The following is a 12,944-nucleotide window of genomic DNA, read 5'->3' on the forward strand; positions in this document are numbered from 1 at the left end:
TTACTCCGCCGGCACCACTTCACGTTTACCCTGGGCTAAATAGTTGCGCAGTATGCCTTCTATAACTTTCGGGTTCTGGCCATCCTGAATACCCAGGATGGCATCGAGAATAAGCTGATTGTTCTGTTTTTCCTGCTGGTTCCGAATTGCCAACTTGTCGGCCAGCGGTATGGCAATAACGTTGGCAATAAAGGCACCGTATAAGGTGGTTAACAGCGCCACCGCCATCGCCGGTCCTATCGCTTTAGGGTCGTCCATATTCGATAACATCGCCACTAAACCAACCAAAGTACCTATCATGCCCATGGCCGGTGCCACATCACCCAGGCTTTTAAAAATGGCAATGGCGGTTTCATGGCGTTTTTCAGTCAGGCTGATATCTTTGAGTAAAGTGGCACGCACCACATCAGCGTCATGGCCATCTACCAACATATTTACACCCTTTTGCATAAAAGCATTGGGAATATCAGCTTCTTCCAGCGCTAAAAAACCGCCTTTACGTGCCGAGTCAGCCAGCTGCACCGCTTTTTCAATTAACTCTTCCGGTGCTTCAATTTTAAACATAAAAGCTTTGGCCGCAGCTTTACCGGAACCAAAAAACTGGCTAAGCGTGAACTTGGAAATAACCACAAAGATGGAGCCGCCAAAAACGATCAATACCGACACGGTGTCAGCAAACATACCAACATTGCCGCTACTGCCTAACACCATCGCCATAACAATAAAGCCAATTGCGCCCAACATACCAACCAGGGTAGCTAAATCCACTGTTTTCTCCTTAATTGAGCCACTGCTATACCGACTATCTGTGCCAGTTTATCTTAGACGATAGCTGTTTATCGACAAAAGCGCCGAATGATTGAGTATAAATTGCGTAAAATTATCAATTTAGCCTTTCCCATCCGCTTTGTGATTGACCATAATAGCCTGCTAAGGTACCTTTGCGCACACTTTTTCCGGGGGTAGTATGAGCAAGAAAAAAGCCGATCTCAGCCAGTTTGAGCAAACACTTTCTGAACTTGAGCAGATAGTGCAGCAACTGGAACAAGGCGAACTGTCGCTTGATCAGTCATTACAGCAGTTTGAACGCGGTATTACCCTGGCCAGACAAAGCCAACAGTTGTTGCAGGCCGCCGAACAAAAAGTACAGATCCTGATGCAGCAGCAACAGCAGGAAAGCCTGTTGCCGTTTGAACCTGTCGCAGGAGAATAAGGTGGTACCGCAAAACTTGCCACTGTACCAACAGCGGGTAGAGCAGCATTTACAGCAGTTACTGGCACAGCGAGATGAAACTGATGGTCGTTTATTAGCGGCCATGTCTTACAGTTTGCTGCTCGGCGGCAAGCGGGTGCGGCCTTTTCTGGTGTACAGCTGCGGTACTATGCTTGGTGCTGATCTTAATGATTTGGATGGCCCGGCTGCCGCGTTGGAGGCCATACACAGCTATTCGCTGATTCACGACGATTTACCGGCGATGGATAATGACGACTTGCGCCGCGGCAAACCCACCTGTCACAAAGCCTTTGATGAAGCCACCGCGATACTGGCCGGCGACGCCTTGCAAACCCTGGCGTTTGAGCTTATCAGCAGCCACCCGTATCAACAAGTTAGCAGTGCTCAGATACTGCAAATGGTGCAACAACTGGCTGCAGCCGCCGGCTACAGCGGTATGTGTGGCGGCCAGGCGATAGATTTAGCCCAAACTAACCAAAGCAGCACTTTGGCACAATTGGAGCGTATGCACAGGTTAAAAACCGGCGCACTGATTGAAAGCGCGGTACACTTAGCCTGGTTATGCAGCCCGAAACGCGATACGACCGAGCTTGATGCGCTGTTAAGCTTCGCCCGTGCATTAGGGCTGGCGTTTCAGGTGCAGGATGATATTCTCGATATCGAAAGTGACACCGCAACCTTAGGGAAACCTCAGGGGTCTGACACCCGGGCGAACAAATCAACTTACCCTGCGCTGCTTGGGCTGAACAACGCCAAAGCCAAAGCGCAACAACTTTACCTGGATGCATTGAACGCTCTGGCAGTATTACCGTATAACACTGATGAATTACGCGCTTTTGCGCAGTACATTATCGAACGCAGGTTTTAACACAGGCATGGATTATGGCGTTAGATATTAACGATTACCCGTTATTAGCCCAGGCTAATTTACCCGCGCAGCTGCGTCAGCTGGCACAAGACAAGCTGCCCGCACTCAGTGACGAGCTGCGCAGCTATTTATTGCAAAGCGTTAGCCAAAGCAGCGGCCATTTTGCCTCTGGTTTAGGCACCGTTGAACTAACAGTAGCGCTGCATTACGTTTACAACACGCCATTTGACCGCGTGATATGGGATGTGGGCCATCAGGCTTATCCACATAAAATTCTGACCGGCCGCGCCGAGCGCATGCACACCATCCGCCAGAAAGACGGCTTGCACCCTTTTCCGTATCGTGAAGAAAGCGAATACGATGTGCTATCTGTCGGCCACTCCAGCACGTCCATCAGTGCAGCCCTGGGCATGGCCATTGCTGCGCAACAAGCGCGCAATAACCGTAAAGTGGTTGCGGTGATCGGCGATGGTGCCATTACCGCCGGTATGGCGTTTGAAGCATTGAACCACGCCGGTGAGGTACGCCCCGATATGCTGGTGATTTTGAATGACAACGAAATGTCAATTTCAGAAAATGTCGGCGCGTTAAACCGCTACTTTGCGCGGATTTTATCCGGCAGTTTTTACACCAGCCTGCGCGAGGGTGGTAAAAAGATTTTAAGTGGTGTGCCGCCATTACATGAGCTGGCCAGCCGCGCAGAAGAACACTTTAAAGGCATGGTAACGCCGGGCACCTTCTTTGAAGAGCTGGGCTTTAACTATATAGGCCCGATTGACGGCCATGATGTGCTGGGGCTGGTTGATACCATCCGTAATATGCGCAATCTAAAAGGCCCGCAACTACTGCATATTGTCACTAAAAAAGGCAAAGGCTATGCGCCGGCCGAAGCCGATCCTATCGGCTATCATGCGGTGGCAAAATTTAATCCGGACGATTGCAAGCAACCAGCCAAAAAGGCCGGCTTGCCCAGCTTTTCCAATATCTTCGGCAACTGGATCTGCGATATGGCTGCGCAGGATGAACGGCTACAAGCCATTACCCCGGCAATGCGCGAAGGCTCCGATTTAGTGCGGTTCTCCAAAACCTACCCGAAACGCTATTTTGATGTCGCCATTGCCGAGCAACATGCGGTAACCCTGGCCGCCGGCATGGCGATTGAAGGCTTAAAGCCGGTAGTAGCCATTTACTCCAGCTTCTTGCAGCGCGGTTATGATCAACTGATCCACGATGTCGCACTGCAGGATTTAGACGTGTTGTTCGCGATTGACCGTGCCGGCGTTGTCGGTGCTGATGGACCGACTCACCAGGGCGCCTTTGACCTGAGCTTTATGCGCTGCATTCCAAATATGCTGATCATGGTGCCCTCAGACGAAGATGAATGCCGCCAGATGCTTTACACCGGTTATCAATATCAGGGCCCTGCGGCAGTACGTTATCCGCGCGGTTCCGCCAGCGGTATCACCGCACAGACGCAAATGCAGTTGTTGCCAACCGGTAAAGCCAAAGTAGTGCGGCAGGGTGAAAAACTGGCGATCCTCGCATTTGGTCCGCTGTTAAGTGCCTGTACCCTGGCTGCAGAGCAATTAAATGCTACCCTGGTGGATATGCGCTTTGTTAAGCCGCTGGATCACGACTTACTGCGGCAGTTGGCCGCTACCCACAGCCGCTTTGTCAGCGTAGAAGATAATGCCATTATGGGCGGTGCCGGCTCGGCGGTGAGTGAATTTGTGGCGCAGGCGCAGCTTGATGTCAGCATGACGCATCTGGGCTTACCGGATCATTTTATTAAACACGGTACCCAGCAGGAAATTTACGCCGAATTGGGACTGGACAGTGCCGGCATTCTGGCAGCGATAAAAGCCTTGTTGTAACAGCTTACTATGATAAAAAAAACCGCCTGAAGGCGGTTTTTTTACAGGTTATTTTTTACGTCAAACCGTGCCAACCCGGCGGCCAGCAAGCGCTCGACCTGGGCTTCAATATGTGACGAGTCTTCAAATTCAAACGCATCGACCTGTTGATCAAAATGGATGGTCGCCACACCGTTCTTGCCGGCATGTTTCACCTGATACAATGACATTTCTGCCAGCTGCAGTGAAATTTCCCAGTTAATCAACTGGCCGCCAAGCAAGGCCAACGGATACACCGCATAGCCCACCGAACAGGTTAACCGGGTGCGGTGCCCGTCCGGCAAGCTGAACACTGTTTTAGCGATCAGTTCATTCAGGCGATAACAAAACTGTGCTACCAGCTCCAGCTGAATATCACGCAATACCAGTACAAACTCCTCACCGGCAAAGCGTACTACATAGTCTGAGCCACGGGTTTCACGGATCAAAATACCGGCGACCTGTTGAATACAGCTGTCACCGGCACTGTTACCAAATTGGTCGTTTACCTGCTTAAAGTTATCCAAATCCAAATGGATCAGCGCCACACATTTACCCTGCTGCTGCATCGACTCGCGGTTGCGCTGGAAATGTTCAATATCTTTGGGTAACTGTTCAAACATAAAACGCCGGTTACGCAGCCCGGTTAAACTGTCTTTGTGAGTCAATAGCGCCAGCTGTTCGTTCAGCTCGTTGAGCTTAAGGTTACTGTTTTCTAACTCCTGAGTACGCTGACGCACCAATCTTGTCATCTGTTGTTGCTGGTGCTGGGTATTGCGCCGCAGCAGCCATAACAGGCCGTACAAACAAAACAACACTAACAGTAACCACAGCGCACGGTAAATCAGCGTTTCATCAAAACGCTTCGGGATAACCAGTTCTAACTGCACGCTCTGACTGTCACGCCAGGCTTCATTGTCAAACCGGCTTTGCAATTGAAACACAAAACTGCCGGGCGTCAGGTTGGTGTATACCGCTTCGCGCCGCTCGCCGACCTCATGCCATTGCTGGTCAAAACCACGCAAGCGGTAGCGGAACTTCAGCGCCGCCGGTTTAACAAATTCCAGCGCCGAATACTGAATACTCAGGTTGCGATCATCCAGCTCCAGTACCAGCTTGGCCTGTTCGCTGTCGACAATATAATGCTGCTGCCCCACTACACTTTTTATCACCGGGCTGGCGCTGCGGCTAAGCGCGGGGTTTAAATCTGCCGGCACAGCCACCAAACCTTTGAGCGTGGGATACCAATATTGCTGTTGCCATAGCGCAACCTTCGCATGGCCGGCACCATTGCAGCAGCGTCCGGGCACAGTACCCAACTGGCGATCGTAGGGCCCCAGAATTTCCTCTACCACCAAAGTGCCTGTTGCTAACTGCGCTAAATCGGCTGCGCGCAGCCGGAAAATACCTTTGTGGCTGCTAACCCAAATATAATCAGAGGCCGCATCAAACTCCAGGCTGACTACCGGGCTGTGTGGCAGGCCGTTACCGGCATGTAATTGCAGCCACTGCGCCTGGCCCGGCAGTAGCACAAAAATACCATCATCCAGCGTGGCGGCCAGTACCGAATTGTCCGGCAACACCTGTAACGCCGTGACATAACTGTTAAACAGCGCCGTACCCACGCCCAGCCGGCTCAGTTGCTGCTGCTCGTACTGGTACAGGCCGCGGGTAGTACCAAACACCAGCCGCTGTTGTTGTTGCTGCAATACGGTAATATTGCGCGACTCCAGCTCATCATTCTTACTAAAGGGTGTTAGCTCACCTTGCTGATAACGGTATAACCCCATTACCCCGCCCAACCAGACGCCGCCCTGATTATCCGGCTGTAACAATCTGACGGTAAAGCCTTTTAACGCATCAAATATCGGCGTAAGCCCAACTTCACCACGACGGTACTGCATAACGCCTTTATCCAGCGCTAACCACATTACATCAGCTTGTGGCCAGTAAATATCATACACCGTAGCCGCACCGAGACTTTCTGCCGTGATCAACCCGCTGTAACTGCCGTCGGCCTGCATTTCACCGACATCAGACTGGCCTGCTATCAGCAGGGTATTATCCGGTGTTACCGATACGCTGCGGATTATAGGATCAGCATCTTTGGGTAATACGCGACGAATATTGCCGGCCGAGGCACGGTAAATACCGTCGCTGAAGCTGGCCAGCCAGATGTTCTGATCTTTATCTTCAAAAATATCACTGAACCAGGGGTAACTGCCCAATTCGTCGCCGGTAATATGCTGCCAGGGCTGATTCGGGTGGCGGTGAAATAACTTGCGGTGGGCTGAGATCCAGCTGTTGCCCCGGCTGTCGCGTAATAGCTTGTACACGGCAGTATTGCTGTGATCCGGCAACTGACATTTTTTTACCGTCGCCGACTCGTCCAGATGATAAAAGCCGGACTCACCGGCAATATGTAAGCCGCTTTCGGTTTGGTATAAATCATACACCGGTGTTTGCATTAATTCAGCGGGTAAGGCAAAGCTGCTGGTGTTGCCGTCAATATCAATACGATACAGTTGCTCTGTACTACTGACCCACACCTGGTTGCCTACCAGCTCTAACTGACTAACCTGAGAGCGTACCTGCTCTACCCGGCTCACCTTACCGTTGCTAATGCGGAACAGGTTATCTGCGGCCACCCAAATTTCACCCGGCCGCACTTCAAGGATGGCGGTGACTTCAGCTAAAATCTGATAGCGATCGAACTTTAGTGTCACGGGATCAAAGCCGGATAAACCGGCTTTAGTGCCTACCCACATATAGCCGCGGCTGTCGTGTAGTAATTTTGTCAGCACATTGCTGGCTAATTGCCGGTGAGTTTCTTTAGTGAAGTGTTCAAACTGTACACCGTCAAAACGGTTCAGGCCAAATTGGGTTGCCAACCAGATATAACCCTGGGCATCCTGGCTGACCGAGCGCACAGAATTGCTGGATAAGCCTTCAGTGCTGCCCCAATGCTTAATGTCAAAGTCGTATACCGATTGCTGGTTGTAGCTAAAAGCAGAGCAAGAGCACAACAATAAAAGCAACAGTAAGGCGTTTTTCATTGATGCAGTCTCTTGCTTATGATGGGTTAACCCAGGGGTAAAAACGGTAACAGCAAATGCAGCAATAGTAATGCTGCAACACCGGCTAAAATATCGTCCAGCATAATACCAAGGCCGCCATGCAGTTTTTTGTCCAGCCAACTGATAGGCCAGGGTTTTACAATATCAAACAGGCGGAATAATACAAAGCCCAGCACTAAAGTTTGCCAGTGCAGCGGCAGCCACAGCATGGTAATGCCAAAGCCGATAATCTCATCCCAAACAATAGCGCCATGGTCGTGCTCGCCAATATCGCGCGCGGTTTGGCCACACAGATACACACCCAGTACACTGCCCAGCAGCACAAACGCCAGCAAATAGCTGTTCCCCAGCCATAACAACAGTGCGACCAGCGGCACTGCTGCTAAAGTGCCAAAAGTACCCGGCGCTTTTGGCGCTAAACCGCTGCCAAAACCTAATGCCAGAAACTGATACCATTTTTTCAGATTAAACTGTGCTGTGCTCATTCGAAGTGTTTAAAACCCTGATGCTGATAACTAAACACCTGCTCACCCTGTTTTAACTCCAGCTTACCGGCCACGCCGGTAATACGGCCAATGCAGCTGACCGGCACGCCATAGGGTGACAACAGTACATCAAGCGAACCGCGTTTGGCCTCAGGCACAGTAAACAGCAGTTCGTAGTCTTCGCCGCCCGATAACGCCAGTTGCATGGCCGTGCTGTAATCGCAACTGTCCTTCAGCGCCTGCGACAACGGCAAACGCGTAATATCAATACTGGCACCGACAGCCGAGCGTTTTAAAATATGCTGAATGTCACCGTATAGACCATCGGATAAATCCATGGCGCTGCTGGCAATATTACGCAGCGCCTGGCCCAGGGCGACACGGGCAGAAGGATAATGAAACCGCTGCAATATATGAGTCTGGTGTTTTTTACTCACCTCATGCAGGCCCTGGCACAACTTCAGCCCCAGCGCTGCGTCACCTAAAGTACCGGTAACATAAATATAGTCACCTACTTTAGCGCCACTGCGGGTCAGCGCTTTGCCACGCGGCACTATGCCCTTGGCTATCATGGTCAGGCTAAGCGGGCCACGGGTGGTGTCACCGCCAATCAGCTGGCAGTTATAGTACTCAGCCGTTTCATGCAGGCCGGCCGCAAAGGCCGCCACCCAGGGTTCGTCTACCGCAGGCACGGTTAACGCTAATGACAACCAGGCCGGCTCGGCGCCCATGGCAGCTAAATCGCTGACATTCACCGCCACCAGTTTATGGCCCAGTGCACGCGGGTCATCATCGGGGAAAAAATGCGTGCCCACTACCATGGTATCGGTGGTTACGACCAGGTCGTAGCCATCGCGCAGCTGCAGCACGGCACCATCATCGCCGACACCCATAGCGGTATCGTTGCGTTTAGCACCGCAGCTGGCAAAATAGCGGGAAATGAGTTCGAATTCACCCATAAAACTAAGAAGCCGACTAACGCCGGCTCTCCTTTAACTTGGACGCAGTACGCGTACGGCTTTATCCAGAATGCCGTTAACGAACTTGTGGCTGTCGTCAGCGGCGAACGCTTTGGCCAGCTCAATCGCTTCGTTGATAATAACCTTGTACGGTACATCAAGACGGTACTTCAGCTCATAGGCTGACACCCGCAGTACGGCTTTTTCAACAAAATCAATTTCATCGAACGGCCGGTCTAAATATGGTTTTAACGCTTCATCCAGCACAGCGTGGTTTTTTACCACACCACGCACAAGATCCTGGAAATAACCAACATCGAGATGTTTAACGTTAGTTTCCAGCAATAATTGTTGCTCAATATCTGCAATAGGGTTTTGGCTGACATGCCAGCTGTAAATTCCCTGCACTGCAAGTGACCGTGACTGACGACGGGCATTAGGTTTCATTTGTGTGTCTCTTCCTGTTACAGCTTGGCCAGTAAATTAACCATTTCCAGCGTCGACATGGCAGCTTCACTGCCTTTGTTACCGGCTTTAGTGCCGGCACGCTCAATGGCTTGCTCAATGCTGTCTACGGTGAGTACACCAAAGGCAACCGGGATGTCATGTTGCATCATCACCTGAGCAATACCTTTGGTACATTCGCCGGATACATATTCAAAATGCGGCGTACCGCCACGGATCACTGCGCCCAGCGCAATAATGCCATCATATTTCTTCCCGGCAGCAACGCGTTGCACCGCCAGCGGCAATTCAAAGGCACCCGGCACACGAATTACAGTGATATCCTGCTCTGATACATTACCAATACGTTGCAAGGTATCGGTTGCACCGCTTAATAAGCTCTCAACAATAAAGCTGTTAAACCGCGCTACCACTATCGCAAACTTCTTACCCTTGGCAGAAAACCCTGCTTCAATAACCTGCATAAGTTGCCCTTAAAATCTGACCGCTGAAAATTAGCCGTGCATAATAGCACAACACGACATAAACCGGCATAGTCTTTGTTATGCCGCGCCATGCTTTGTTTAACCGCCTTTACTCGCTAACGTAATCCACTACTTCCAGGCCAAAACCGGACAGCGCATGGTACTTTTTCGGCTGGCTGAGTAAGCGCATTTTCTTCACGCCCAAACTGGCCAGAATTTGCGAGCCCACACCAACATTGCGCGACGTACCTTTCCACGGCGTGCTGCGCGGTTTTTCGCCTTTATCTTCGGCTTCAAACGCCTGCACGGTGCGGATAAGCTCTTCAGTAGACTCATGCTTACCCAGCAGCACCAGCACACCACCGTCACGGGCAATACGTTCCATCGCGGTATGCAGCGGAAAACTGCGGTTAGCAGCCCTGTCGGCCATCAGCAAATCGCTGAAGGTGTCATGCAAATGCACCCGCACCAGGGTGGGTTCGTCGGCACTGATTTCGCCTTTGACCAGCGCAAAGTGAATTTGGTTATCAATAGTGTCTTTAAAGGTCACTAACTTAAACTCGCCCACTTCGGTTGGCAGCTGGCAACTGGCAACCTGTTCAATGGTGGTTTCATTTAAGTTGCGGTATTCAATTAAATCGGCAATGGTGCCGATTTTAATACCGTGTTTTTTTGCAAACACTTCTAAATCCGGTCGTCTGGCCATAGTGCCGTCGTCATTTAAAATTTCCACGATTACCGCTGCCGGCTCAAGCCCGGCTAAACGGGCTAAATCACAACCGGCTTCGGTATGGCCGGCCCTTACCAGCACACCACCATCTTGCGCCATTAACGGGAAAATATGCCCGGGTTGTACTATGTCGGTTGGTCTGGCATCACGGGCTACGGCAGCTTTAACGGTGCGGGCGCGGTCTGCGGCAGAAATACCGGTGGTAACGCCTTCAGCCGCTTCAATCGACACAGTAAAGTTGGTAGAAAACGGTGATTTATTTGCATCCACCATTAAGGGCAAAGCTAATTGCTTACAGCGCTTTTTACTCAGCGTTAAGCAAATTAAACCGCGGCCATGGGTCGCCATAAAATTTATAGCTTCCGGCGTAACATAATCCGCCGCCATCACCAGATCGCCTTCATTTTCGCGATCTTCATCATCCATCAGCACCACCATTTTGCCCTGACGGATGTCTTCAATAATTTCAGCTGGAGTATTCAGTTGCATAACAAACCTTATTTATAAAAAGCCGCGCTGTGCCAGCAGCGCCATATTGACACCGCCCGTCGCGCTGTCGCTGTCTTTTTTCAGTAAACGTTCGAGATAACGGGCAATTAAGTCCACTTCAAGGTGTACCTGACTGCCGGCTTTAAGTAGTGAAAGCGTGGTATGAGTGGCCGTATGCGGCACTATGGTAAGACGAAATGCCTCTGCGCTGAGCTCATTCACCGTCAGGCTTACACCATCAACAGTAACCGAGCCTTTAGCGGCAATATAATGTGCCAGCGCTTTGGGCAGCGCCAGCCAGATATGCCAGGCGCGGCCGCTGGCCTCAATTTTTGTTACCTGAGTAATGCCATCCACATGGCCGCTGACGATATGTCCGCCCATCCGCGTAGTGGGCAACATGGCCTTTTCCAGGTTAATCACCTGGCCCGGCTGATAGCGGCCAAACAGGGTGTGGGCCAGGGTTTCAGAGGAAACATCGGCATCAAAGCTGTGTGTGGTCAATTTGGTTACCGTTAAGCACACACCATTGCTGGCAATGCTGTCGCCCAACTTTACATCGGCAAAATCCAGGCTGTCGCTGTAAACCGTAACCGTAATATCAGCACCACGCCGCTGCACAGCGCCAAGCTTACCTGTGGCTTCAATAATACCTGTAAACATAAGTTATCCCGTGTAGCCGTTCATTCAGGTAAGCCGGGCAGTGAGACGTAAATCCTGCCCTACCATGCGTACATCCGTCCAGCTCAGCTGCGGTACTGCATCCAATACCGTAAACTGCGGCAGTATTGCCAGCGGCTGCGCCGTGTTACCGAGCAATTTGGGTGCTACATATACAATCAGTTCATCCACCAGCTTTAATTGCAACAAGGTGCCGGCCAGCGTAGCACCGGCTTCTACCCACAGAGTGTTGACGTTTTCACGCAACGCTAAGTGTTCAAGCAGTGCCGGTAAATCAAACTGAGCTTTGTCATCCAACGGACAATGAATTTGTCTGGCGATATTGGGCAGTTGGCGGCTATTTTCAACATTGCTGACACACAACAGCACTTCACCACCGTGTTGAAATATTGCCAGCTTCGCATCAAGCACGGCATTACGATCAAGGATCACCCGTTTTGGCTGGCGCAGTTCACCGTTTTCCAGTGTTGCCACGCTGTGTAATAACTGCTCAGTGCGTAAATTCAGCCGCGCATTATCGGCCAATACTGTGGTGGCGGTAGATAAAACAGCACAGCTTTGTGCGCGGTAATGTTGTACATCGGCGCGCGCGGCGTCACCGGTCAACCACTTACTGTCGCCATTGGCCAGCGCAGTGCGCCCGTCTAAACTGGCAGCCAGTTTCAGCTGCACATAAGGCCGGTTGCGCTCCATCCGGCTTAAAAAGCCCGGGTTTAATGCCCGCGCCTGAGCTTCAAGCAGGCCAATATCAACCAGGATGCCGGCAGCGCGCAGCAATGCGACACCACGGCCGGCTACCTGCGGATTGGGATCTTGCATCGCTATTACTACACGCGCTACACCGGCGGCAATCAAGGCTTCTGCGCACGGCGGCGTGCGGCCATGGTGGCTGCAGGGCTCAAGCGTAACGTAGCAGGTAGCCCCTTTTGCCTTAATGCCCGCTTCACGCAGGGCAAACACTTCGGCATGGGGCCCGCCGGCTTGCTTATGATAACCGCAGCCCACCACTACAGCATTTTGCACCAGCACAGCACCGACATTCGGGTTCGGGCTGGTGGTGTAACGGCCAAGTTCTGCCAGACGAATGGCTTGTGCCATAAAGGCCGTATCAGCAGCACTGAACATCAGGCTTTTTCCCCTAAGCGGGCAATTTCTTCGCCAAATTCACGGATATCTTTAAACGAGCGGTACACCGAGGCAAAGCGCACGTAGGCCACTTTATCCACTTTAACCAACTCATCCATAATCAGGTTCCCCAGCAACTGACTGCCGACTTCACGCTCGCCGGTGGCACGTAACTGAGATTTAATTTTGTTGATCAGCTGTTCAATTTGCTCGGTCGATACCGGGCGTTTTTCCAAAGAGCGCAGCAAACCGCTGCGCAATTTGTCTTCATTAAAAGGCTCACGCGAGCCATCGCGTTTGATAATGCGCGGCATCACCAATTCGGCTGATTCAAAGGTGGTAAAGCGTTCATGGCAGGCCAGGCATTCACGCCGGCGCCGTACCTGATGGCCATCCGCCACCAGCCGCGAATCTATTACCTTAGTATCATCAGCATTACAAAACGGACAGTACATAATAAAAATCCTGCTAAGGC

Annotated in this window: 13 protein-coding genes; 3 read left to right on the top strand and 10 right to left on the bottom strand. The window is 51.5% G+C overall.

The window, feature by feature from the left end; translation table 11 throughout:
• Positions 1 to 768 carry a flagellar motor protein PomA gene (pomA, locus tag Q8O77_RS03810; protein WP_305551545.1) on the bottom strand — a complete coding sequence of 256 codons (768 nt, stop codon included), beginning with the start codon at positions 766 to 768 and terminating at the stop codon, positions 1 to 3.
• Positions 769 to 967: 199 nt separating this feature from the next.
• On the opposite strand from pomA, the gene xseB reads away from it, so the two are divergent.
• Genes xseB through dxs form a run of 3 tightly spaced genes read left to right on the top strand, consistent with a single transcriptional unit; the run spans position 968 to position 3,976 of the window.
• Complete coding sequence (xseB, locus tag Q8O77_RS03815) at positions 968 to 1,213, top strand: exodeoxyribonuclease VII small subunit (RefSeq protein WP_305551546.1); 246 nt, start codon at positions 968 to 970, stop codon at positions 1,211 to 1,213.
• 1 nt (position 1,214) lies between these two features.
• Positions 1,215 to 2,102 carry a (2E,6E)-farnesyl diphosphate synthase gene (ispA, locus tag Q8O77_RS03820; RefSeq protein ID WP_305551547.1) on the top strand — a complete coding sequence of 296 codons (888 nt, stop codon included), beginning with the start codon at positions 1,215 to 1,217 and terminating at the stop codon, positions 2,100 to 2,102.
• A 14-nt stretch (positions 2,103 to 2,116) separates the two neighbouring features.
• On the top strand, positions 2,117 to 3,976 hold the full coding sequence (gene dxs, locus Q8O77_RS03825) for a 1-deoxy-D-xylulose-5-phosphate synthase (RefSeq protein ID WP_305551548.1): 1,860 nt from the start codon (positions 2,117 to 2,119) through the stop codon (positions 3,974 to 3,976).
• Between the two features lie 41 nt (positions 3,977 to 4,017).
• On the opposite strand, the gene Q8O77_RS03830 is transcribed toward dxs, so the two are convergent.
• From Q8O77_RS03830 to nrdR, 9 genes are all read right to left on the bottom strand, one after another.
• Positions 4,018 to 7,050 (bottom strand): diguanylate cyclase, encoded by a 3,033-nt coding sequence (locus tag Q8O77_RS03830; RefSeq protein WP_305551549.1) that lies wholly within the window; start codon positions 7,048 to 7,050, stop codon positions 4,018 to 4,020.
• 26 nt (positions 7,051 to 7,076) lie between these two features.
• Positions 7,077 to 7,556: a phosphatidylglycerophosphatase A gene (locus tag Q8O77_RS03835; protein ID WP_305551550.1), complete on the bottom strand. Its 480-nt coding sequence runs from the start codon at positions 7,554 to 7,556 to the stop codon at positions 7,077 to 7,079.
• Positions 7,553 to 8,515 (bottom strand): thiamine-phosphate kinase, encoded by a 963-nt coding sequence (gene thiL / locus Q8O77_RS03840; protein ID WP_305551551.1) that lies wholly within the window; start codon positions 8,513 to 8,515, stop codon positions 7,553 to 7,555. Before thiL ends, Q8O77_RS03835 begins: the two co-directional genes overlap by 4 nt.
• A 33-nt stretch (positions 8,516 to 8,548) precedes the next feature.
• Entirely contained in the window at positions 8,549 to 8,962 is a 414-nt protein-coding gene (gene nusB / locus Q8O77_RS03845; RefSeq protein ID WP_305551552.1) for a transcription antitermination factor NusB, read from the bottom strand.
• A 17-nt stretch (positions 8,963 to 8,979) separates the two neighbouring features.
• Complete coding sequence (gene ribE / locus Q8O77_RS03850) at positions 8,980 to 9,444, bottom strand: 6,7-dimethyl-8-ribityllumazine synthase (RefSeq protein WP_305551553.1); 465 nt, start codon at positions 9,442 to 9,444, stop codon at positions 8,980 to 8,982.
• Between the two features lie 109 nt (positions 9,445 to 9,553).
• Complete coding sequence (gene ribBA / locus Q8O77_RS03855) at positions 9,554 to 10,663, bottom strand: bifunctional 3,4-dihydroxy-2-butanone-4-phosphate synthase/GTP cyclohydrolase II (RefSeq protein WP_305551554.1); 1,110 nt, start codon at positions 10,661 to 10,663, stop codon at positions 9,554 to 9,556.
• 12 nt (positions 10,664 to 10,675) lie between these two features.
• A complete protein-coding gene (locus Q8O77_RS03860) occupies positions 10,676 to 11,326 on the bottom strand; it encodes a riboflavin synthase (protein ID WP_305551555.1) in 651 nt (216 codons plus the stop codon).
• 24 nt (positions 11,327 to 11,350) lie between these two features.
• Positions 11,351 to 12,469, bottom strand: coding sequence for a bifunctional diaminohydroxyphosphoribosylaminopyrimidine deaminase/5-amino-6-(5-phosphoribosylamino)uracil reductase RibD (gene ribD, locus Q8O77_RS03865; RefSeq protein WP_305551556.1), 1,119 nt, complete (start codon positions 12,467 to 12,469; stop codon positions 11,351 to 11,353).
• The gene (gene nrdR / locus Q8O77_RS03870) at positions 12,469 to 12,924 is read right to left on the bottom strand and encodes a transcriptional regulator NrdR (RefSeq protein WP_068231240.1); all 456 of its coding nucleotides are present in this window, start codon (positions 12,922 to 12,924) and stop codon (positions 12,469 to 12,471) included. The genes ribD and nrdR overlap by 1 nt, the downstream gene beginning before the upstream one ends.
• Positions 12,925 to 12,944 lie beyond the last annotated feature (20 nt).

This window comes from Rheinheimera sp., from assembly GCF_030690345.1.
Taxonomy (GTDB): domain Bacteria; phylum Pseudomonadota; class Gammaproteobacteria; order Enterobacterales; family Alteromonadaceae; genus Alishewanella.

Coding starts and splice junctions, on each gene's coding strand:
- ribE (WP_305551553.1), bottom strand. CDS start 9,444: ATGCAGGTTATTGAAGCAGGGTTTTCTGCCAAGGGTAAGAAGTTTGCG.
- nrdR (WP_068231240.1), bottom strand. CDS start 12,924: ATGTACTGTCCGTTTTGTAATGCTGATGATACTAAGGTAATAGATTCG.
- Q8O77_RS03835 (WP_305551550.1), bottom strand. CDS start 7,556: ATGAGCACAGCACAGTTTAATCTGAAAAAATGGTATCAGTTTCTGGCA.
- thiL (WP_305551551.1), bottom strand. CDS start 8,515: ATGGGTGAATTCGAACTCATTTCCCGCTATTTTGCCAGCTGCGGTGCT.
- Q8O77_RS03830 (WP_305551549.1), bottom strand. CDS start 7,050: ATGAAAAACGCCTTACTGTTGCTTTTATTGTTGTGCTCTTGCTCTGCT.
- ribBA (WP_305551554.1), bottom strand. CDS start 10,663: ATGCAACTGAATACTCCAGCTGAAATTATTGAAGACATCCGTCAGGGC.
- nusB (WP_305551552.1), bottom strand. CDS start 8,962: ATGAAACCTAATGCCCGTCGTCAGTCACGGTCACTTGCAGTGCAGGGA.
- xseB (WP_305551546.1), top strand. CDS start 968: ATGAGCAAGAAAAAAGCCGATCTCAGCCAGTTTGAGCAAACACTTTCT.
- dxs (WP_305551548.1), top strand. CDS start 2,117: ATGGCGTTAGATATTAACGATTACCCGTTATTAGCCCAGGCTAATTTA.
- Q8O77_RS03860 (WP_305551555.1), bottom strand. CDS start 11,326: ATGTTTACAGGTATTATTGAAGCCACAGGTAAGCTTGGCGCTGTGCAG.
- ribD (WP_305551556.1), bottom strand. CDS start 12,469: ATGTTCAGTGCTGCTGATACGGCCTTTATGGCACAAGCCATTCGTCTG.